Source organism: Paenibacillus cellulosilyticus (genome assembly GCF_003182255.1).
Lineage (GTDB): Bacteria > Bacillota > Bacilli > Paenibacillales > Paenibacillaceae > Paenibacillus_T > Paenibacillus_T cellulosilyticus.
The window spans coordinates 179,020-201,903 of the sequence record NZ_QGTQ01000006.1; the positions used below are offsets into that span (position 1 = coordinate 179,020).

Consider the following 22,884-nt stretch of genomic DNA (forward strand, 5'->3'; position numbering starts at 1 on the left):
CCCTCCACTCTATTCTGAAAGGTATAGATTACACGCGAACAAATGAATGTTCGGACAAATCGGCAGCTCGATACTCGATACTTTCTTTCTCGGTTCAAATACGAGTGCACGCTGGTACAGCTTGCGTCCTTCACCGAAATAATCATTCGTTCTGAAATATCTAGCCGTTCTGCCCTGCCATATGATTCGTTCGCCGTACGCTGGTGTTTCGGCTTGCCAATCCGTAAAGGCTATAGAAGCCTGCTGCGAAGAGCCATCTTGATAGTGAATCGTTAACGTTTCCTCGAAGCTCCCCCATTCGGAACAGCCAATAAACACAGCTCCCGCATAGAAGTCGGGTTCAAACTCGATTCGCTGGCCGAAGCAGGAAACATTGTCGTCTTTACCGCGTGAAGGCTCATTCATCAGGAATTCCCGAAAAGCTTCATCCGACCAGAATCTTCCTTCCTGTCCTTCCTCGAGCAGGAAATGCTCGCTGTCATCCATGCAAGTGAGCGAGGCAGAAGAGCGTAAATAGCCGACTCCATTGTTATTGCACCATTCGGCAAGTTGTACTGGCAGCGCTTTCAACCGAAGCCAATCATCGAGCACATCTGACTGTGCGGCCGGAATTAATTCATAGCTTAACGGCATGCTCATCACGCGCTCTTCATCCGACTCCGATACATTCTCACCGAGGATATCCTTTATTAAGGCTGCGGCCATCGAACGCTCGTCCTCTGCTAGCTGTCTGAGCTGGTCGACGATTTTCTCCTTGAACCCTTTAGGAATTACTTTCATATAGTTGAGTTTGAGCAGCGACGCACGTATGGAGTCCCATTCCTGCGCAGCAGCTTCCAATTGATTCGACAGTTGCTTGAATCGAGGTTGAGCGAAGCGTTCCCCGATGTAAGAAGCGGCAATTCCGATCGATTTGCGTCCGCTGCTCACATTGATAAGTCCCCATACCAACGGACTCATCCAGATACCTTCTCCAGCCGACAAAGCAACTTCAGCCCTCATATCGAACTTGTCATCTGCGATGGCGTCTGCAAATCTATGAATGGCATCGAAAATATTTTCTCTGCCAGATGGCCACAACTTGTCGCGAAGACGGCTCGTCCAGGCAATCGCATCGAATTCCTGTATATTCGAATGGAAGCGGAAACTTGCGAAAGTTCCATCATTCCCTTCCAGAAAATCGGTTATTGGCAAAAGCTCCGTCTTCTTGCTTACCGGCGGGTCAACGCAGTATAACACGTTGGCCTCCCTGTCGATTCCTACGACCAGCACGTAATGGTCATGATGATTCACACGCGACGAGCCAAGATAAGTCGTCCAGAAACTGTCCAAATAGATGATGACAGGAGTGCCGTCTTGCAGATTCTTCTCGATGTGCGTAAGAACAGCTGCGGAACTCTCCGCCTTCTGGCTAAGAACCTCAATGCCTTGATAACGGTCAAGGTCGTGTAAACAAGTCTCGTAATCCGGCTCCAGTCCATAGCCAATTATGTAGGCGGCATCTGGCTCCGGCAATCGAAAGGAGAAGCCCCACGCTTCCGAATACATCAGTTCATTGCTTAAATTTCGATGCCCGGAGGCAGTAGCAATCAAATCTTGCAGACAAGCTCCCCGACTATGCAGAGGCTTAATATCGAGCAACAACAAACAAAAACCTCCATTCTGGATTGGTTTTTCTTCTTGTTCATCGGCAGTAGAAAACGATTGCGATTAAGATTTGAAAGAGGCGTAACGAGCTAGTAAATGCGAGAAGTTGAATTGGAAGTTTGAAAGGCGCGTGATAAGAAAACTTCTTTCATGATACTAATGGCGAATGAAAATATAAGAGGATGGGTAATTACTGGTTCAAATTCCGACTAAATCTATCGTTTTGTGTACCACCACCTAAAATTTAAGTAGGGTTGTGGAATAATGTGTAGAATCGTATACTCTTCTAATAATATACACCAATTCAGGAAATGCAACCAAAAATAACTAAGTGAAAGTGAGGTTTCTGCCATGTCTGCTATTCGTCCCTATGATGCGAAGGAAATAACACGTTTCGTCGACTCCGTGATTCGGCCAGCGGCGGTGCTTTGCGATGAGGAAGGATTGATGCCGCCCGAAACGATTGCGTCTCTCGCCTCGAACGGTTACTTAAGTGCAACATTTCCCCGCCAATACGGCGGTCTCGAATGGGACGCATTGGAATATGGCATGCTGACCGAGCAGATCGGCAAAGCATGCAGTTCGGCGCGAACGCTTCTTACGATCCAGACTTCTCTCGTCGGCGAAAGTTTGCTTCGGTTCGGCAGTTCCCAACAGAAGGAGCAATGGCTCCCCGCCATTGCCAAAGGGAAATCCCTTGGCGCATTCGCGCTGTCCGAGCCTGGAGCCGGAACGAATCCTCAGGAGCTGACTACTACATACAGGCTGAATCAGGATAGCTATATCCTTACAGGCGTGAAGAAATGGATATCCTTCGGCGATATTGCCGATTTTTTCATCGTTATCGCCAAGGATGCAAACGGGAAAATGTCGGCCTTTATCGTTGAACGTGGACGGAAAGGGCTCAGTACCTGTCCGATCGGGAATATGATCGGTGCCAGAGGCACGCATATCGCTGAAGTCAGGCTGGAGGATGTCGTTGTACCGAAGGAGAATTTGCTTGCTAAAGAAGGCGCTGGCTTCAGCTACGTGGTGAATACGGCGCTTGATCATGGCCGTTATAGTGTCGCTTGGTCTGCACTTGCTATCGCGCAAGAAGCACTGGACGTGATGAGCGCTTACGCTAAGGAACGTAAACAGCTCGGCGGTGAGCTTGGACAGACTCCCTCGGTAAAGGCAATCATCGGCGATACGGTGACGCAGGTACATGCAGCCCGTGCGCTTTGCCTGCGGGCAGGTCAGCTTCGGCAGGCTCGTGACGAACAGGCGCTCATCGAAACTGCGATCGCCAAATATTTTGCATCAAAAACGGCGGTCCAAGCTGCACTCGATGCCATCCAAGTGCTCGGCGCCAACGGCTGCCGTTCCGGCAGCACGGCCGAACGACTGCTGCGAGAGGCGAAAATATTGGAAATTATTGAAGGCACCTCGCAGGTGCAGCAGCAGCTTATAGGCGATTTCGGCCTGAACACATACGGTCTGGAGTCGCAGCAAATATCCCAATATTGCTAATTCCCCCCTACTCTCCAGTAATGGGACGAGAGCAATCGAACATATTCATTTAGTTAGAAGATCGATTGCTTTCATCCTATTGAATTGGGGGATCATGATGCCATTTCCAAGCAATGCGCAATATGTCCCTGTCAGGCTCAGTGGCGCACCAGTCACCGATCCTGTGCGGGATGTATCGCCTGACGAGACGGACATCGTGGGAAGCACTGCTTTCCCAGCAGCTTATTACGGGTATGACGGAACGAACATTTACTTTCGAATTCGCCTGAATGCCGATCCTCGATTTAAGACTGGCTTCCGCAATTTTGCCTGGGGCGTCCTGTTCGATACAGACGGCGTCCCCGCCACCTATGAGTGGGTGCTGGCGGTTAACGGATTGAATAACTCCGTGGATCTGATCCAGAACACGGTTAAAGTTCCGGACAGCTTTAACGACCAAGCCGAAGGAACCGACGGCAGAGGGAACCCGAACTTCACGCAGCCGATCGTCAATTATGACATTGCTCGAGCAGCACCTACTGGTGATGGCTCCGCTTTTGGTGGAGGAACGAACTATTTTCTCGACTTTTTCGTACCAAAGGCAACCCTCTTTCCCCTGCTCGGCATAACGGAGCAATCTTCGCTCCGGTTTTTATTTTTCACATCGACCAACAACAATAATTTCAACAAAGACTTCATCGGAACAGGACAAACGTTAAGCTCGGCATTCAGCGATCCCGTTACCATTGCAGGCGGTGACGTACGCGCACAGCTGTCCGTAACCCAATCGGTTGACGGCAGCCCACTCACGCTTACCGCTGGACAATCCAATATCATTAACGGAACGATCGTCATATCCAACACAGGCCGCGGCAGTGCTTCCGCTCTATTCATCAACGCCCTTTATCGGTTTGATAAGCTCATATCGCTGCAAGTCGTTTCAGCCTCCAGCGGGTCAGCCGTCATAAGTTTGACGAATGCGACGTTGACCTGGAATATCGGCACCTTAAACGCCGGTTCATCCGCGACATTGCAATACACTGCACAAGGTACATTTGTACAATCCCCCACAGGTACAATCGATATCAAGACGACCAAAGGCGTTGATTTGTTCACCGGACAATCGATTACAGCTCCGCAAAGCACCGCCACAGCCACCATCGTAACGACCGGCGGGGTTAGCGGAACGATCATTGATAAGTCTACCGGCCTTCCACTGACTGGCGTTACCGTTCAGTCGACTAGCTTGCCTTCAGGAAATCCGATTGGTTCTGCCGTCAGCGGTACGGGAGGCGTCTATTCGATTACGAATCTGCTGCCGGGCAATGTTCAGCTGCAATTCGCTTTGCCGAATTATCAAACATTAACGGTTAGCGCGTCTGTGACCTCCAGCGCTGTAACGACTGTTAACGTTATTCTGCTGCCTCAACCCGCTTCTGTTCAGGGAACTGTAACGAGTCAGGCGGATGGAAGCCCGATCGCAGGAGCGGCCATCCATATAACAGATTCCATCGGTGCACTTCTCGCGCAAAGTTCCACTAATGCGGCAGGTCAATATGCGGTATCCAACTTGCTGCCGAATTACTACCGGATCAGCTTAGCTGCGACTGGTTTTCAACAGCAGGACCTCCCTCTTACATTAGCCTCAGGTGAAAATCAGATCGTAAACGCGGCACTTGCAGGCAGCCCTGGTTCTGTCACAGGTACGGTAACTTCCACTGCCGGTGCGCCCATTGCAGGAGCGAAAGTGGAAGTACTCGATAATCGCAACAATGTACTTGCAACGGTCGCAACCGATCAACTCGGCGTATTCCATGTGAACAGCCTCGCACCTGACTTGAATGATCGACTGCGAGTCTCCGATCCTGGTTTTGTTACACAGGTTATTGGGTTTCAAGTCGCTCCGGGTCAAACGACAACCGTTCATTTAGTTCTATCGCACGAAGCCGGCAGTATTGCTGGAACCATCACCGACGCGGAGTCCGGTCAGCCGCTTCCCGGCACAAGCATTCATGTCGTAAACGCTGAAGGAATTACACTGCAGACCGCTGTGAGCGGTCCAGACGGATCTTATTCGGTTCCCTCACTATCTCCAGGAGGCTATACCGTCAATTTCTTAGAAGAAGGCTATGCGGCACAAACAGTAGGCGCCATCGTCACTTCGGGCACTTCAACACCTATTAATGTCTCGCTTGAGAAACTAGCCGGTGCGCTCGCAGGAACGGTCACGGACCTGAATGGAAACCCGCTTTCAGATGTCGTTATCCGTGCATATCGGAATAATATCATCATTGCTCGCGTCTCAACAGCGGAAGATGGAACGTACCTAATTGGCAATCTTGCTCCAGATGTGTATACGGTGTCTGCGCGAACGGACGGGTTCGGCGGGGATACTTTCGGGGCAATCATCGAATCAGCTCTTACAACAACCGTCAATTTCCATCTCATCCCCGACGCTGGAATGGTAGTTGGAAGCATTACCGACACGTCAGGAAATCCAGTTGTTGGTGCAGCAGTCGCTGTACAAAACAATGTAGATGGCGGGCCTGTCCTGCTTACCCGTATTCTCTCGGAAACGAACGGGGCCTATGTTATAGCCGACCTTGCTCCTGGCAACTACATCGTCAATGTATCCGCTGCAAATTTTCAAAATCAATATGCAAGCGTTGTGGTCCAGTCCGATGCGCAAACGCAGCTTAATTTCACGCTATTGCCGAACCCCGGATTCATTAGCGGCGTTGTTGTTGATACGATAGGAAATCCCATTGTTGGTGCAGGCATTCAAATTCGCGTTACAAGCGCTAACGGGATTACGATCTTCAGTCTGTTTACAGACCCGATCGGACAATTTCAATCCAGCAGTTTAACACCAGGCATATATACGGTCTTCGCTTCGGCCGACAATTACCAAACCGCTTCCGCTACGGTCAATGTGACGCCTGGATCTGCTGCACAGCTTAGACTTGTTCTGATACCCGAACCAGGCTCGATTCAAGGAACGGTCTATGACGTCATCACAGGAATTGGACTTTCCGGCACTGTGCTGAACATCATGGATCAGAACAACTTCCTAATCGGCATCACCGTTACAGACAGCAATGGCCGCTTTGATGCGACAGGTATTGCAGCTGGCAACTATACGATTGTCGCGCAAACGTCCGGCTATCAGAGCAATACGTTCGGCGTCATTGTAAATGCGAATGCGATTACGCCGGCCGCCATTCCTTTGGCTCCAAATCCGGGTACCATTACCGGTGTGCTACGGCCCGCGCTTGGCGGCGCAGTCGTGCAGCTCAGTAATTTGAACAACATTCAAATTGCTACGACGGTAACGGAGGCGGATGGCAGCTTCACATTCAATACCGTACAAGAAGGCTCGTATCTGCTGACAGCCGTTGCTTCCGGGTACTCCTCTGGTGTCATAGGAGCCAACATCGTTCCTGGTGGAGTCGATGACGTTGTGATCGATCTGACACCGAGCCCTGGAACAATCGCTGGACTCGTCCAAGATGCGGCTGGCAATCCAATCCCCGAAGCATCTGTCAAAATTTTGAACGGCAATGAGTCCATTCGAGGAACTGGCCAAGCGCAGGCGGATGGCAGCTATATCGTCGGCAATTTACCTTCAGGTACGTTAACTGCCATCGCTTCTGCCCCAGGCTTCAGCAACGTCATTCGTGGTGTCAAGCTGGATCCGGGCGAGGATGTAACAGGCTTTAATTACGAGTTGATACCAAATCCGGGCAATGTGAATGGGCAAATTACAGATGCCACGACTGGGGAACCACTAGGTGGAGCCGATGTGGAAATTCGTATTTTAGGCGCTTCTGGCTTATCTGTCACATCCGTTTCAGCCAGCATGTTCGGCAATTATCAAATCTCTGGCCTTCAGCCAGGACCCTATCTTGTCGTTGCAAGATCAGAAGGCTATACAACGGGCACTGCCGGGGCAATTGTAATCAGCGGACAGAGCACAATTGCATCCATTGGGTTAACGCCAGCCTTCGGAAGTCTTGTTGGCACAGTTGGGGATCTATCTGGAAACCCAATAACATCAGTCAATACGCAGCTTAGACTGTTCTCGCAAGAAGGCGTTCTTATTAACACATTCTTCGCTGGAATCGATGGTACATTCTTTGGCGGTAATCTTCAGCCCGGCGAATATACACTGAACGTTTCGTCGCCTGGATTCGAGAGCGAAACGATCGGCGTTTTCATTCGAGCGGGACTGAGCACAACCCTTACCATCAAGCTGACTGCGCCGATTGCATCGGTATCCGGCCGCGTCATAGACAGTTCGAGAAGCTTAGGTGTTTCTGGGGCATTAATCAACGTCAATGATATTTATGGGCATCCCATTATCCCGACTTTCTCGGATGAGAATGGAAATTTCTTGTTATCCGGTATACCCGCCGGCAATTTGATCGTTACTGCATCGTCTCCCGGATTTGGATCAGACTCGGCCGGAATCGTAACTTCAGCAGGACAGACTGCTACTGTTCAACTCACGTTAACCCCAAATCCGGGCAATGTATTTGGGTTTGTCAGCGACTCTGCTGATGGCACAGATCTATCAGGTGCAACTGTTCGGATATATGATGGCGTGAGCGGTGCACTGATCGCAACTGTCGTAACCGATAACGGAGGTGTCTATACGTATCCGAACCTGCCTACTGGATCATACACCGCGAGCGCTGGCGCAAATGGCTACGCTTCGGAGCTCGGCGGCTTTTCCATCCTCTCCGGCGAGACGACCCGTTTCAGCTTTGCGCTCGACAAGCTTCCGGGCAGAATTAGTGGTTTCGTAACGGCTAATTCGAATGGTGCAGGAATTCAAGGTGCAGCGATCGTTTTACGGCAGTATAACAACTTCGGTCCCGTTGTTGCATCGATATTGAGTGATTCAGACGGGAGATATGATCTTGGTGAAGTTGCAGCAGCCAACTATGTTGTGACTGCATCGCAGACCGGTTTCGTGACGCTTCAAACTTCCACTTCCGTTCTGCCCGGTCAAAATTCGATCGTCAATTTCTCATTACTTACAGCTCCACTATCGGTTAGCGGTACGGTACGAGATGTCGGAACAGGCGCTCCCTTGGCTGGCGGTTCGGTCACCATTGTTGATGATAATGGAGTTATCGTTGGAAATGGGGTTACGAACAGTGCCGGGCAGTATACCGCAAGTGTTCCTTCTGGCAATCTCACAGTCATTGCGAGTGCCCCTGATTATCAAACCGGCAGCAATTCCGTCATGCAGCCTATACAGCAGACGACACTGACAGCTGATCTTTCTTTGGATAATAATCCAACTGCAATTGTCGGAACGGTCACTGATGATGTCGTTGGATCTCCTGTCTCTGGTGCGATTGTGACTGTTCTGGATCCGGTGAGCAGTACACCACTCGGGAGTACAGTAACAGACGGATCGGGCAGCTATCAGGTAGGCGGCCTCGCCCCTGGCGGCTCGTATACTGTAACCGTCTCTTCGCCTGACTTCGGCTCAGTCGCACACAGCTCACAAGCTGGAGCTGCAGCTAGCCCTGCTGCGAGGACAGATCTATCACTCAGCTCCACCTTCGGTACATTGACAGGTTCCATTCGAGACGCTGAGGGCAGACCGCTGAATTATGCCTTAGCCGAGATTCGGACCGATGACCGGATTCTTGTGCGAAGCATCATAAGCAACGCAGCAGGTCGGTACACCTTAAGCAATGTAGCCGCAGGTATTCCGCCCGCCCAGTTTTCGTTCCCAGGGAAACAGAGTGTAATTGCGAAGCCAATCATTATCGATCAGCAGACGACTATATTGGATATCATCCTTCTTGATGAGGAGGAAGAGTGACCGAATAATTCTATCCAGTCAAAGGGAGCATACTGCTGCGGCAGCTGCTCCCTTTTGTTTTATTTACCTTAATGGTTCTGTTCGTTCTCATTGTTAAGCCTCGTGGTCTCCTCATCAATTCGGGCCGTATCAATCCTCTCAAACAACAGCTCCACCTGACCGATCGCTCTACCTGGCTCAACAGATACAAATTTCCACTCCGCCTGCTCCAGTGCTAGAAGCTCCCGCACCTTACCACTTGAGAATGGGATGAATGGTTGAAGCAAGTTAGCTAAGTTCGCGATAATCTGCACACACGTATACAACGTGTTCTTACAAGCTGCTGGGTTATCTTTCACTGTCACCCAAGGCTGTTCTTCGTCAAAATGCTTATTCGCCTGCCGCACGTATGCGAATATCGTATCCAACGCTTCCTTCAAGCGAGCTTCTTCGATCAGCCTGCCAGCCTGATCGTAACAATCCTGCAGCTTGCCTTGCCATATCTCTGCCAACTCCCCTTCTGGCACTTGACTGCCGAACGATTTCGCAATAAAAGCAAGCGTGCGATTAACGAAATTGCCGTACGCACCAAGCAGCTCGCCGTTGTGGCTGTGGATGAACTCCCGCCACGAGAAATCGGCCTCCTTCTTCTCCGGCCCATTCGCGATCAGGAAGTAACGAATCGAATCCGGATCATAACGGCTAAGCAGATCCGGCACCCATACCGCCCAATTTCGGCTAGTAGAGAACTTCTGGCCTTCCAATGTTAGATGCTCGCAGGACACGATTCGATCCGGCAGATGAAGTCCGCCTGCACCAAGAAGAATGGCTGGCCAGATGAGCGTATGAAAAGGGATGTTGTCTTTGCCATGAACGTAATAAGCGGTTATTGATGATCTGGCATCCGAAGCAGATTCATCGTTGTGCCAGAATGGCTCCCAGCTCTTGCCTTGATCAACTGCCCATTGCTGACTTGCAGACAAATAACCGCTGACCGCCTCGATCCACACATAGATTTTCTTCCCCTCAAAGCCTTCGATCGGGACATCGACACCCCAAGTTAAATCTCGTGTGACGGCACGATCCTGCAGTCCCTTTCTTCAAGTAACGGCTCGTCAGCTGAACCGCATTATCCCGCCAACTCCCCTTCCTCGCTTTCGAAACATAACGCTCCATTTCAGCTTGGAACTTAGACAATGCAAGATAATAGTGAACAGTCGGCCGTTCAATAGGTGGGTTGCCGCATAGTTTGCACGTCCGATCGGTCAAGTCTGATGGATCGAGCAGCGTCGAGCAATAATCGCATTGATCACCTCTCGCCCGCATCCTGCATACCGGACATGTCCCCTCGACATACCGATCAGGCAGAAACCGTTCATCGGTCTCGCAATACGTCTGTTGGACGGTTCTCGTGTACAGATGACCATTATCCAGCAGCTTCAAGAATAACTGCTGCACAACCTCGTGATGGAACGGTTGATCCGTGCGTGTGTAGTTGTCGTACGTGAAACCAAGACTAGCGAAACATTCCTTAAACTCTTCATGATACCGAGTGGCAAACGCACTTGGTTCTATTCCCTCCTGTGCTGCTTGCACAGCGACAGGCGTTCCGTGACAATCGCTGCCTGATACATACAGCACTTGATCCCCTTTGGCGCGATGATACCGTGCCAGCACATCACCGGGCAGCAGGCTAGCCAGCCTGCCCAGATGCAAGGAGCCGTTGGCGTACGGCCAGGCTCCGCCAATGAATACGTTAGTCGTCATTTGTCATGACCTCCTTTTGTAAGGTAAACGCAAAAAAGCCCTCATCCCAATAGGGACGAGAGCTGTGCTCACGCGGTACCACCCAATTTCATAAACACCTCACGGTGCTCACCTCTTCAGGTACGCCGCATGATAGATGCGGTTATACCCTAGCACGTTAACGGATGCGGGTTCCGGCGCAGCCTACACCCTTATGCAGGGTTCGATGCGCAGCTCAGAGACCATGTTCCCGCTCGTATTCTTTACCCCTTCTCAGCAACCGGGGCTCTCTGTAAAGACGTCTTAGCGGTACTCTTTCTCTTCTTCGCTTTTGGTAATGATATGAATTTACTGGATATATTACGCAATTATTGAAGTTTCGTCAACCAAAAAACAGATCCAGAATGTTCGAGGCAGCCGATGATTTCTTATTATAAAACTCAGAGTAACCGCAGTTCGTACAATAAACGACGACAAATTGGTTGTGCTGAATATCAAACATTTTGGACAGCCCCGTTCCGGTCATTGCGACCTCTTTGGTATTGGCGTCTTTGCCGCCGCATTTGATACATCCTTTATCACTCATCACGCTTTCCCTCCTTGTTTTCGATACGATGATCGCCGCTCCCTGTCTATCTATATTACTGATCATCCTCTTCTAAGCCCTGCTGACCCAATTCGGGATATGATGCTTGAAATACTTCCCTACTTTCTCAAGCTCTTGCATGAGGAAATCGATATTTTTCTTGAGCTGTGATTATTTGATTAAACCGCCCAAAGTCCAATAAGGATTTTGGGTGGTTTTAAACTATCGTATCAGTTAGCGGAATAGCGTGAATAAGGTACTCGTTAAAGGGGACTGCCCCTACTCTAATCCGATTGCCTCCAATTTATCACTCTTCCACCCTTTTCTTCCATTCGTCAATACTCCTATTTGATAATGATTACTAAGATCCTTAATGGTTTTGTTTATCATCACATTAGGCTTCATATGTCTTTTACTTATTGATTGGTAGAACATTTCTAAGTTAATTGCCGTTTCTACATCCGTTGTTTTCCCCAATGATCCATATTTCCTGATACAAAATCGGCTTTGTTTTTTCTTACTCATTTACCAAAAAAAAGCCGCAACTGCGCGGCATCGTTTTTGTTATCCTACACTGGCTGTTATATCAATATCTGATAGAACTTGTATCGTTAAAAATGAAAAAATGCCGCAGCTATGCGGCATTCGATCGATATATGATTCGTTCGTCTCTCAGTGCTATCCACTTTATTGTATAACGCTATCTACAACAGTAAAGAATCCATTACGAGCGAATCCGATTATGCGACTAGCGGAAATTCCGGTATCCGTTGCAATAGTCATAATTATTGTTCCAGGGTGACTAATCACGTAATCTCTAATTTTCTCGTAGTCATTACGGCAATCCATGCATATGCCAGAATATGTACTTTTTACCAAGTTGTTACACATCTTACATATTGCATTTGACATTAAATATGCCTACCTCTCATGTTAAGCCGAGTAAATGTTGTGTACCATTCGTGAGTGTCGTAAAATACTACTATACAAGACCTATTCAATTATGTAAATGAATAAGGTTCTCTCTCTACTTGTTGGTTCGAGTTTTAACTGTAATTGACATAATGGCACTTCGATTGCCGAGCTCATTAACCGACCAAATTCCGATGCGAGAAGCACCGGTGTTTATCAAGGAAAGGCAGACAGCAAAGGAGCCTTTGCAGTAAAGGTACCAGCTCTTAAAGCCGGAGAAAGTACAAGTTCTCATTGCCCAAGGTGCATGATGGCATCTATACAGCTCGAATTCTAAGTAACAATAGACAACAAACATTAGCCACGGCCACCTATTCAGTCGGTAATTATTTGCCGCCTAAAGCACCAAGTGTCTGGGCACCTGTTGAAGGTGCTACTCTTGTGCAGGGCAGGGCTGAGCCGAATAATATTGTAAAAGTGTCGTATTCTTTGCTTGCTATTCCCAATTCGGGCAAGCGATTTCAACTCCGCGTTCAAAATCGATAAATCAGTGCCGTGCTTCGTCCTAATCATCATACTCGATAAGTGTTTACTCCCATGGTTCTTCAAGTACTAATGCAGCCTTAAACATAGTCAAGTTGTCTTTGCTGCTTAATGAACTCCAAATGTCGCATAACACCCTATTAATAATCTTACTGGGCAGTATTGACCATTTGTCTATTAGGCAGATATTAGGCATTATTGTAGCGAGGAAGCCACTTTTGTCCGGTATGTATAAGCTAGCTTGAAAGCTGTAACAACACAGTAAATAACCATCAAGGTCTTGTACCAAAAACTCTTTAAGTCGGAAGCTTGTATTGCATCACGCAAATCGTTCCGTCGGCCTGACTCTCGGTGGATATCACCCAAATTAACCAAAATGATATAAATACAAATCTTCTAGATTAGGCCGCACCGGTTCAGACGTAAAACCTGCAGGTAAAGTCTCGCTCACAACTCGCACTTTGATCCCTTGGCTATCGGTGTAGATGTTGCTGACGCGACACTGCCGCTGCAACATACCAAGCTCCTGTTCACCCGCGAGTCTCACCTCGAACACATGACCCTCCATCGTCTGCAGCAAACGGGCTGGCTCATCCATCATCAACAGCTTCCCTTGCCGTAGCAGGATCACTTGCTTGGCAATAAATTCAATATCGGTCACCACATGTGTAGCGACAATGACAATCTTGTTAAGCGCGATCGTCGAGATGAAATTGCGAATATTAATCCGTTCTTTCGGATCAAGTCCCGCTGTTGGCTCATCCAAGATAAGCACGGCGGGATCATTAAGCAGCGCCTGTGCTATCAGAATGCGCTGCTTCATCCCGCCTGAATAGGCTGACAAGCGCTTATGTGCGTGATCGGACAGATTCACCACTTCCAATAGCTCTGGAATGACCACCTTCGCGCGTTTCCTGCTCAATCCTTTCATCGCAGCCATATACCATAAGAAACGATGACCCGTAAACTGGTCATACATCTGCTGCTGCTGGGGCATATAGCCCAGCACTTCGCGATATCGCTGCCCCAGCTCATCAATATTGCGATCGTTATAGAGAATCGCTCCGCAATCCGCCCGCAAGTTACCAACAATTAGATTCAATAAGGTTGATTTCCCCGCTCCATTCGGGCCTAATAGACCATAAACCCCGCTGCGCAGTTCTAATTCAATGCCGTCAAGCGCTTTTACCCGCCCACCGTGATAACGCTTGCCTACTCCCGCAATATGTAACTTCAATCGACTTCAGCTCCTTTCACGGCATAGTCTGGCATACTACGCGCGCGCAAGTGTCCAGCTCCCCATAACCCTGCTCTCCCGGTTAGGTAATAACGCCAAGCTAGTCCAACACAGACAACCAGCAGTAAAACAAGCGACGCGAAATAACCAACAATTTCGGCAATGGACTGTGTACTAAACATGCGAAAGCCCAGTTGCGCGTAATGCAGGGTATACTTAGTCAACACATCATAACCAAGCCATGTCAAGAAGGTCGGACAACATACAAGCACGATTCCGGCTAGCAAGGTTAACGACAACCTCTTCAGCACTTGCGAGAGCAGGAGCATAACCGCACTCATCGCTGCCGCGCCAAGCCATTGACCGAGAATGGTGAGAACGACCAACCCTCGCAGCGTAAGATGAAAGGAGAGCTGCTCATAGGATTCCAAATTTTGTATCGGAGCTTGCCAATCCAGCGCGGGATAAAGACGGGCAGCATTCACATACTGGGCGGTATAAATTATCCCCAATAGAAGCGTGATGATCGCTAGTCCATACAACCATGTGGTTAGAAATAATCGCCTTCTTCCACAACGTGTAGTCTTAAGCAAGGCCAACATCTGATTGCGTGTATCGAGCGTATAGCTGCTGGCAAGCAGCAAAGTCAACAGAAACACCACAATCATGGTATTAATCGTATCCCGATTCTTATTCTGAAATAAGTAATCGGCAGCATACTGATTGACCATATAAGCCGTGATGCCGCGTGTTTGCTCGTTCGCCTGAACAGCTTGATATTGATTGTAAAGTTTGTTAAAGGCATTATTACTGCGCGTTAGTTGATTCGCATCATCCTGAGCCAGTCGTGTATCGTCCGAGTTGCTCTCATCTATCCCTTGCATTGGCACATCGAGCGTTTGCAGATCACTCAAAGCACCATTACGCCGTACCATCTCTTTCTCAATGTAAGCCGCCTTATCCGTTGTAAGCAAACCGCCTACCTGTTTCATATAATCATTGTAATAATATTGATCATTATCCATGACCAAATGCGCATTGTGGATATCTTGCCAGCCGATCAGCAATGCGACCAGCACAATCAGCCATCCCTTGGCTGTCCCCCATTGCTTCAACGACTCATGCCACCAGATCGAGCTGCTCTGATGGAGAGGAGTGAGTACCCGTATTATTAGCTGCTGGGAACGATACCACCACTGGAAACCGCCAATCCGCTGCTTGCCGAAAGATCGATCTAACGCGATTCCGCTTCCTACGAGTAGCACAACCATCAGCAGGCCGATCACAACGACGGACACCCAGAGATTCGTAAACGGGTACCCAAACAGATTCAGATTGACATAGTTCGTTAAGAGGTGAGCAATATCGAAGAAGGCAACGAGATTAATATACTTGAACAGATTCCAATACGAAGCAGGATGGATGAACGTATACCCCAAATAACTCGCAGCCAGAACCAACGCCAGCGCCAGCAATGATTTCCCTGGATGTTGAAACAAGATGATGAGCAAAGCAATCAATAAGGCAAGTACAACACTCACAACCATCTTCCCTACAAGAAAAGCGACTATATATTCATACACAGTAAGCGGCAGATTCGCAAACTTGAACGCATCCATCGCTTGAATATAGCGTGATCCGTCGCCTAGACCATACAGTTGATTAGCTACTAGCAGTATGCTTCCGTAGAAGATCATGGCAATGACAAGCGCTGACCCAGTAAGCATCAATAACTTAGCGATGATCAATCTGGCATGACCGTATTTCATTGTGCGAAATAATAGCAATTGCCCTTGTTCACGTTCTGTATTAAAGATGAACAACCCTAATAAGATAAGGATCGTCAATAGCATTATATCGGTCAAACGATAATGCGTTGCGGTAACAACACCATAATCAAGACTTAGCTGCAAATTAACACCCTTGACGCGTTCGAAGTCCTGTGGCGTCTTCATAATATTCCGATACGTGAAACTATGCGGATCATTGAAAATCGAATATTTCAGCATGTTCTGCGCTTGTGCTTCAATCTGGTTGACATAATCCGGATAAGCTCGTAATGCTTCAAGTTGCTCCAGAATCGTCTGATTAAACACAATATGATGCATCAATAACATAATGTTGTTAGCATACTTACTTGATGGATATTGCGCACCATAACGTTGATAATTGTCATCACTCGCAAAGATACGCGTCGCTTCATTGTCAGGCTCTCGCTCTATGTTGTATGCAATGAGATATGCGGATAGCTGATCACGGCTCACCAACGCTAACTCATAAGCTGCTTCACCAGATAACTCGCGGAATCTAGCTTCATAATCTATGTATTGAGCATGATATTGGATAATCTCCCTATGCTGCTGTAACTGCTGCTGAATATATATCCAACCGTTAACCACCAACAGTAAGGAAATGAGAATTATCAAAATCTTCCTCTTACTTAATTTCACGAACTCATACAGAAGTATCTTCATTTGGTTCCCCTATCATTTCGCCAATCCTCCCATTCAAACTTCGGATTCATCCCAACTAACTTGATCAATTTGTTGCATAAACTGCTGTTTCCATCAGCAACTTCAATTCAGCGCCTCCACGAACATTTAACTGCGATTTATCTAACACATAGGTTCTCTGTGTATCTGAATCACCCGTTTCCGTAGCTTGGAAGAACATATAGCGATCATCTCCAACTAGCCCTTTGCTATAATTGGTCAGCATCGATATGTCAACGCGATTGACTTCCTTATAATTTAAGTCATATACAACCATCTCTTGCGCAACATCAGCGTAATCTGGACTCTTAATAAGCCAACTTACTGGATTGAGATAGAAGTAACGCTGATCCGCATACGCCCAAGATACAAGCGGCAAGTTCACGGGTACGATAGATACATCCTGACCACCCAAATCAGAGTTATAGATCCGCCATGATGCTGGATCTGTCTGGTCGCCTGGAAAAATGTTTGAGTATAGCCTGCTGCCGTAAATCCCATATATAGCGACCCCTCCTTTAAATTGATGAGACAGCCCAATTTCAGGTATACCAGAAATAGATAGATTTCCTTTATCATCAGTGAACAAAACAGTCGTTTCATGCGTGTTGATGTCATACCCTATCGTTCTAAACATATTGTTGCCATAGTCCATGACATAAAGCATATTCCCATATGCGATAAGGTCATTGACACTATCATCAGGGCCTAACGTGTACAAAATAACCGGTTCTTTGTCGGGGTTCGCCAAAGGCACTGATACAACAGACGGTTTTGCCACCTGATCAACAGTCATTAGATTATTCACATAGTAGATTTGATCACGATGGATAACAACAGGATACGGCGGAGCATCAAACTTTCGTAAAACCTTTCGATTCGTCCCGTCTTTATCCATACGAATCAGCGCATATTGTTTATTCATAAGTGCGTCTTTATCCGTCCGCTCAATTCTCTCAACCAAATAGAGATTATTCTTGTAATAAGTTATTGTAGCAGTAGCAACTAACTCAGCATCCGTTTGCACAAATGCGTTACAGTTACGAGGTACATGTGCAGCACTGTTCGGTGTGCAGTCATTATTAGGGTTGTTATCCAACAAAATAGGCTCCATATTCTGTTTGTCCATGTAATATAAATAAGAACCATTGAGTATATAGTAACCATCAGCACTCGCTGCAATTCCCTGCCCTCTGCCCTGCGAATGAAAAAAGTATTGATAGTCAGTGTCTGAATGATAGGGTGATTGAGCCGTATCTTGGCTCATAACGGATGATATATCCCCGTTGTCATTTGAACGACATCCAACAATAGATATCACAAAGCAGATACTTATCAAACATTTTGCGAATTTACGGATGATAATCAAAAACATGACCCCCACTTATTAAAGTTGGTACAAGTGCCTACTTGGACACTTCGCTAGGTACTCCGCTAATGGGAACTAGTAGTGTCCGGTCGGTTCGATACCGAAAACGGTTTCAGTTTTGGCCGCATGAATCTTCTTGGAGGTGTCCGCACCTACAACGCCTCCTAATGAGGGTGTAGAATTCGCGGACAAAACCACATTCTATTACTATCATGGTCATCTACATTTATAAGACAGCAAGATGAATTTAGATTAACGAAGTTCACCCATATTTTGTTATTTATATTAATCCATTTCCTATTATCTATCAAGCAATCAAACACAGATTTTTTTATCGATACCGTAGATCTTCCAGTCCCCATTAATCTTCTTCAGGCATCTTCCATATAAAATTCAGATGAATGACTCTGATTATCAGTAATAACAAAAAGACCTGACTCGCGTCAGGTCTACTCCCTATGTGTAAGTACCGTGCAATTAGCTGCTGCTTTGCACGCTGTATTTTAACGATTTTACCCAGAAATACATCCCCATGCCGAATAACGTGATCATGCCGCCTATGAATTGAAATATGGAAATTGTTTCGCCCAAAAACAGGAAGGCCATTATAATCGCAAGCACGGGTTCGCCGATAATGCCTACTGAAACCGTCGTTGCCCCAATTGACTTCAGTAGGATATTAAAAATCGTTTGCCCGAAAATCGTTGGGATAATCGCGAGCAGCAAGAAATAAGTCCAATCGGATGAATCATATCCCACAAGCGGACGGTGACTTGCCAAGTTGTAGATGAGCAGGACCGTAGCGGCAATAAAAAATACGAAAATGCTGTACACATTCGCATCAATTTTATGACTCACCTTTTGCCCCGCCAGCAGATAACACGAAACAGAGATCGTTCCGATTAACGATAATAAGTCACCAAACAGCGCTTCTCTCGAAATGCCGATATCTCCCCAAGCGATAAAGAGGGAGCCGATAAGAGCAGCAATCAAGCAAGATACAGTTAGCAGATTCGCTTGTTCTTTGAACCATAAGTATGACCCAACCATTACAAACAACGGCTGTAAGGACAGGATGACCATCGAGCTTGCGACTGAAGTATGGACTAATGATTCCATCCAGAACAGAAAATGCAGCCCGAGGAATAGACCGGCCAAACTAATGATCGCCCAGTCTTTTATGTGTAGTTGCAAGGATGTGCGAATTCGTTTCCAAGGTACAAATACAAGCATAATGATCACCGAAATATACAGTCGGTACATACCAGCTATCGAAGTTGATGTATCTGAAAAAATCTTGATCATGATCGAAGAGACGGAAACGGACAAAATGCTAATAAATAACAAAATAAACGGATGAGTCGGTAATGTCGATTTAGTAGGTTTAACCATGCTTCCTCCAGACGAATAGACAATTACCTGTGCACAGTATTGTAAGGATAACCCGAGGCTGGATATAATAATATCATCGCCAGTCATTATTTTGTGCAATAATATCTCTCATTTATATCGAAATATCGTCAAACAGAGGAGCTTGTTGATTGAAAAAGCAATTACACGAGACGATTCAATTCCCCGATGAGGCATTCCCCTACATTATGTACACGCATACGATTCATAAATCAATTCCCGAAGGCAGAGGATTTAACGATCTCCATTGGCACGAAGAATTGCAAATTACTTTAGTGACCAAGGGGAAATTAACGATACAGATTAACGGGATTGATTATGATTTGGACACGGGCCAGGCTATTTTTCTAAATAAAAGTGTTCTTCATATCGTGACCCATCTCACGCCTGAAGGGGAATATGTGAGCTTTAACTTCCCTGAGAAGCTGCTTGCTTTCTATCCCGATAGCGCGATGGAGCGAAGCTATGTCCATCCTTTTACGAATTCCTACTTGCTTTCACTAGAGATTAGAGGAGACGAGGAGTGGCATAATCGCATTCTGCAAATCCTTTGGGATATGAAACGAGATTTCGAAAGGAACAAATCGTGGGGCTGGCAATATGAGATTTCGATCAAAACCGTTCAATTATGGTTAATTCTAATCTCCAACATCTCCTTGCCTTCTGAAGAGAACTCCAAACAAAATAGACTCCACCAAGAGAGACTGCAATTAATGCTCAGCTATATTCACCAGCACTATGCAGACAACTTAACGTTGAAGGAAATAGCGGATGCCGCCCATTTGAGTGTATCGGAGTGCACGCGCAGCTTTAAGAAAAGCATCCATATGACGCCTTACAACTACCTGGTTAAGTATCGGATTAATAAGAGCTGCGAGCTGCTGCAGTCAACTGAACATACGATTACGGAGATTGCCCGGAGAGTTGGGTTCAGTCATGTCAATCATTTCATCCAATCCTTCAAGAAGCATCGAGACACTACGCCGAAGGAGTTCCGTAAGAACCGAAATGTGATGTAAATGGGGTTATTTCATAAAATAATAACAACACAAATAGACCTGACTCCCGTCAGGTCTATTCCTCATCCTCACTGCAGCTACGACTACGACTACGTCATGATGCTCAGCCGATGTGCGGCCGCATCCCAATTCGCTCCAATCTCAAGTGATGCAAGCAGCTCATACGGAATCGTGATACTTCCTGCCGAGCTGCCGATGCTGCTCTTCAGCTCCAGTGGCTTTCCGTTCAGATACACCTTTACATCTCCGGCATTTCGATGAATCGTAACGATTGACTTGCCTCGAGCTAATGTTATCGTTCCGTCACTATCAGCTGAGAACCGAATACCGAGCTCAGCCGCAAGCAGTTTAATCGGAATTTGCACGGTTGAATCACTCTCGTAAGCTGGTACAATCGTATCGATTCGGTTATCGTTCAACACGATATCGACTCCGGACTGGAGCTGTGCCGGTGTATACACCATGCCGCCCTCCGCAGAGGTTGGACTGCCGGTCTCGAACCATTTGTTCGCACCCCAGCCCCATACATGTCCTTGCTTATCGATCGCAAGCTGATGATAACCACCACGGCTGATTGCTGACACAGCAGGAAGTCCACTCACTTTGTTCAGCTTTCCATTCACGACGTTATACACAACACCAGCATCACTTAGCAGCAGATTCGAATTGAAACTGCGCACCTTTATGCTGGAGAAAATACGTGCTGGTTTAGTCACATAGGAGATCGCAAGCTTCGAAGATACCGTCAGCTTCCAGCTCCACATTTGACCGTTCGCATTCACTGCATAGCCCGTATCCCAGATCGAGGATACTTGCTTCACATTCGACACTCCTGCCAGCTTCCAAGGCTTACTGAGCACAACATTTCGATTATCATCGAGCTTCGCATACCAAGCGTACACACTGCCGTCTTTTACAATCGCATAGTTAACCATGCCTTGGGTAGAAATAGCTGTTACATTCGTGAGACCGGCTATTGTCACGGGATTCACCGCAGAGGTATCTTCACCACCAAGACGAGCCCAAGCAACGACGGTTCCATTATTCAACATCGCACTAGCTATGCCGCCACTAGAAGAAACAGCTGCAACACCATTGATGCCCTGCACTTGTCTAGGCAGGATGGACTGTCGGTACACGAACGGATCGCGCCCCCACTCCCAGACGGTTCCGTCCGCCTTGACGCCTAGCTGATAACCCTCTTGACCATCTACCGATAAGGTCGTAATTCCGGTCAGCGAAGGCAGCCGGAGCGGATAAGGGAAGCTGGTGATCGTTGCTTTCTTCTCGATCCCCAGCTCGCCAAACAGATTGCGTCCCCATGTCCAGACCGTGCCGTCGCTCCGAAGCCCAACCGAGTAATAAGTGCCTGCTTTTACTTGTTTGTAGGTTTGATTCAACGCAGGTGATGAAACACCGCTTCCTGTTGCAGCAGCCGAGGCTGAGCCTTCCGAATAAACTACCGTAAACAGCATCGCGCACGCGATCATGACCAGCAGCATTGATCTGCGCCCTGTCCGTTCTACTAGATGAAAGAACATCTTCTACTCATTCCCCTCTCATTCTGCTGCCCATGTAGACGAGTCGCAATTGTAAAATGTTGCATTGCAATGCACAAAGAGACTGCCCGTTCACCTACGATGAACGAAGCAGCCTCCTCTATTCACTAACCCTTTTCAATTGTGACGCTTAACGCGTTCTCTCTAGTTGTTTCTAGTTGTTTATATTTTTTCTAGTTGTTCAATTGCTCTCGCCATCTGTATTTCGGCTCCCAGCCAAGCAGCTTCTTCGCTTTCTCATTGTTCAGAAGCGTTTCGAATCCTTCAAGTGGAGCACGGAAATCCTGAACATCCGGATACCGCGCAGCCATCAGCTCACGACTCTTCACGTCCATGCTTGTCTCATCTGACGCCAGATTGATTGCTACAGAGCCCAATCCATCCGTCTCGATCGCCAAGCGGCACGCCTCAGCCGCGTCACGCGTGTCGATGTAGCTCCACAGAATGCGGTCGCGCTCCTCCGGCTTATGGATGAACGAAGGGAATCGCTCATACCATTCCGGTGGAATGACGTTGCCTAGACGCAGCGATACGACTTGCATCCCCGTACGACGATGGAACATATCCGCTGTTGCTTCATTCACGACCTTCGACAAGCCATAGCTGTCTTCTGGCAGCTGTGGATGCGACTCATCCATCGGCACATACGTTGGTCCAAGTGGATTAACCGCGAAGCAGATGCCATACGAAGATTCGCTGGAAGCGATAACGGCTTTGCGAATGCCAAGACCTGCTGCTGCTTCGAGCACGTTGTACGTCGACATGACGTTATTGCGGAATGTTACTTCCGGCGGCACCATACCCGCTCGTGGAATAGCAGCCATATGAACAACCGCATCCGCACCTGCCAGTGCGCCGTAGGTTTGACCTAGATCCTCTAGATTAACGATAAGTGTTGGACAAAGTTCTTCGTCAGGCATACGCGTATCCACATTCAACACATCATATCCTTGTTCAACGAAATGCCGAACGATCCAGCGGCCAAGCATTCCGCTTCCGCCTGTGACGACTACCTTCTTCGCCATGCTGCTCTCTCCTTTGTTGTCTCACGC

At 47.6% G+C, this 22,884-nt stretch carries 12 protein-coding genes, 1 pseudogene and 1 other annotated feature; of the genes and pseudogenes, 3 read left to right on the forward strand and 10 right to left on the reverse strand.

Annotation, left to right across the window (positions count from 1 at the left end):
* Nucleotides 1–9: 9 nt before the first annotated feature.
* Nucleotides 10–1,647 carry a BtrH N-terminal domain-containing protein gene (locus tag DFQ01_RS11115; RefSeq protein WP_174812695.1) on the reverse strand — a complete coding sequence of 546 codons (1,638 nt, stop codon included), beginning with the start codon at nucleotides 1,645–1,647 and terminating at the stop codon, nucleotides 10–12.
* A 351-nt stretch (nucleotides 1,648–1,998) separates the two neighbouring features.
* Between DFQ01_RS11115 and DFQ01_RS11120 the strand changes: the two genes are divergently transcribed.
* Nucleotides 1,999–3,159 (forward strand): acyl-CoA dehydrogenase family protein, encoded by a 1,161-nt coding sequence (locus DFQ01_RS11120; RefSeq protein WP_110043969.1) that lies wholly within the window; start codon nucleotides 1,999–2,001, stop codon nucleotides 3,157–3,159.
* A gap of 94 nt (nucleotides 3,160–3,253) precedes the next feature.
* Entirely contained in the window at nucleotides 3,254–8,980 is a 5,727-nt protein-coding gene (locus DFQ01_RS11125; RefSeq protein ID WP_110043970.1) for a beta strand repeat-containing protein, read from the forward strand.
* Between the two features lie 68 nt (nucleotides 8,981–9,048).
* Here DFQ01_RS11125 and metG read toward each other — a convergent pair.
* From metG to DFQ01_RS11160, 7 genes and pseudogenes are all read right to left on the reverse strand, one after another.
* Nucleotides 9,049–10,726 (reverse strand): annotated as a pseudogene (metG, locus tag DFQ01_RS11130) (methionine--tRNA ligase).
* 48 nt (nucleotides 10,727–10,774) lie between these two features.
* Nucleotides 10,775–11,040: a binding site (T-box leader), on the reverse strand.
* A 47-nt stretch (nucleotides 11,041–11,087) separates the two neighbouring features.
* Entirely contained in the window at nucleotides 11,088–11,291 is a 204-nt protein-coding gene (locus DFQ01_RS11135) for a zinc ribbon domain-containing protein (RefSeq protein ID WP_110043971.1), read from the reverse strand.
* 279 nt (nucleotides 11,292–11,570) lie between these two features.
* Nucleotides 11,571–11,768, reverse strand: coding sequence for a hypothetical protein (locus DFQ01_RS11140; RefSeq protein WP_110043972.1), 198 nt, complete (start codon nucleotides 11,766–11,768; stop codon nucleotides 11,571–11,573).
* A 1,345-nt stretch (nucleotides 11,769–13,113) separates the two neighbouring features.
* A complete protein-coding gene (locus tag DFQ01_RS11145) occupies nucleotides 13,114–13,983 on the reverse strand; it encodes an ATP-binding cassette domain-containing protein (RefSeq protein WP_110043973.1) in 870 nt (289 codons plus the stop codon).
* A complete protein-coding gene (locus DFQ01_RS11150; RefSeq protein ID WP_146216858.1) occupies nucleotides 13,980–16,247 on the reverse strand; it encodes a hypothetical protein in 2,268 nt (755 codons plus the stop codon). The genes DFQ01_RS11145 and DFQ01_RS11150 overlap by 4 nt, the downstream gene beginning before the upstream one ends.
* Nucleotides 16,248–16,521: 274 nt before the next feature.
* On the reverse strand, nucleotides 16,522–17,742 hold the full coding sequence (locus DFQ01_RS11155) for a hypothetical protein (RefSeq protein ID WP_146216859.1): 1,221 nt from the start codon (nucleotides 17,740–17,742) through the stop codon (nucleotides 16,522–16,524).
* A 579-nt stretch (nucleotides 17,743–18,321) separates the two neighbouring features.
* Nucleotides 18,322–19,236, reverse strand: coding sequence for a DMT family transporter (locus tag DFQ01_RS11160; protein WP_110043976.1), 915 nt, complete (start codon nucleotides 19,234–19,236; stop codon nucleotides 18,322–18,324).
* 149 nt (nucleotides 19,237–19,385) lie between these two features.
* On the opposite strand from DFQ01_RS11160, the gene DFQ01_RS11165 reads away from it, so the two are divergent.
* Complete coding sequence (locus tag DFQ01_RS11165; protein ID WP_110043977.1) at nucleotides 19,386–20,273, forward strand: helix-turn-helix transcriptional regulator; 888 nt, start codon at nucleotides 19,386–19,388, stop codon at nucleotides 20,271–20,273.
* A gap of 89 nt (nucleotides 20,274–20,362) precedes the next feature.
* Here the strand turns inward: DFQ01_RS11165 and DFQ01_RS11170 are convergent, their stop codons facing one another.
* Both DFQ01_RS11170 and DFQ01_RS11175 read right to left on the reverse strand, forming a co-directional pair.
* The gene (locus DFQ01_RS11170; protein ID WP_110043978.1) at nucleotides 20,363–21,814 is read right to left on the reverse strand and encodes an RCC1 domain-containing protein; all 1,452 of its coding nucleotides are present in this window, start codon (nucleotides 21,812–21,814) and stop codon (nucleotides 20,363–20,365) included.
* A 191-nt stretch (nucleotides 21,815–22,005) separates the two neighbouring features.
* Nucleotides 22,006–22,857 (reverse strand): NAD-dependent epimerase/dehydratase family protein, encoded by an 852-nt coding sequence (locus DFQ01_RS11175; RefSeq protein WP_110043979.1) that lies wholly within the window; start codon nucleotides 22,855–22,857, stop codon nucleotides 22,006–22,008.
* Between the last annotated feature and the right edge of the window lie 27 nt (nucleotides 22,858–22,884).

Bases quoted from the DNA above. Each gene is read 5' to 3' on its own strand.
- DFQ01_RS11155 (WP_146216859.1), bottom strand. From the start codon at position 17,742: ATGAGCCAAGATACGGCTCAATCACCCTATCATTCAGACACTGACTAT.
- DFQ01_RS11160 (WP_110043976.1), bottom strand. From the start codon at position 19,236: ATGGTTAAACCTACTAAATCGACATTACCGACTCATCCGTTTATTTTG.
- DFQ01_RS11120 (WP_110043969.1), top strand. From the start codon at position 1,999: ATGTCTGCTATTCGTCCCTATGATGCGAAGGAAATAACACGTTTCGTC.
- DFQ01_RS11135 (WP_110043971.1), bottom strand. From the start codon at position 11,291: ATGAGTGATAAAGGATGTATCAAATGCGGCGGCAAAGACGCCAATACC.
- DFQ01_RS11175 (WP_110043979.1), bottom strand. From the start codon at position 22,857: ATGGCGAAGAAGGTAGTCGTCACAGGCGGAAGCGGAATGCTTGGCCGC.
- DFQ01_RS11170 (WP_110043978.1), bottom strand. From the start codon at position 21,814: ATGTTCTTTCATCTAGTAGAACGGACAGGGCGCAGATCAATGCTGCTG.
- DFQ01_RS11125 (WP_110043970.1), top strand. From the start codon at position 3,254: ATGATGCCATTTCCAAGCAATGCGCAATATGTCCCTGTCAGGCTCAGT.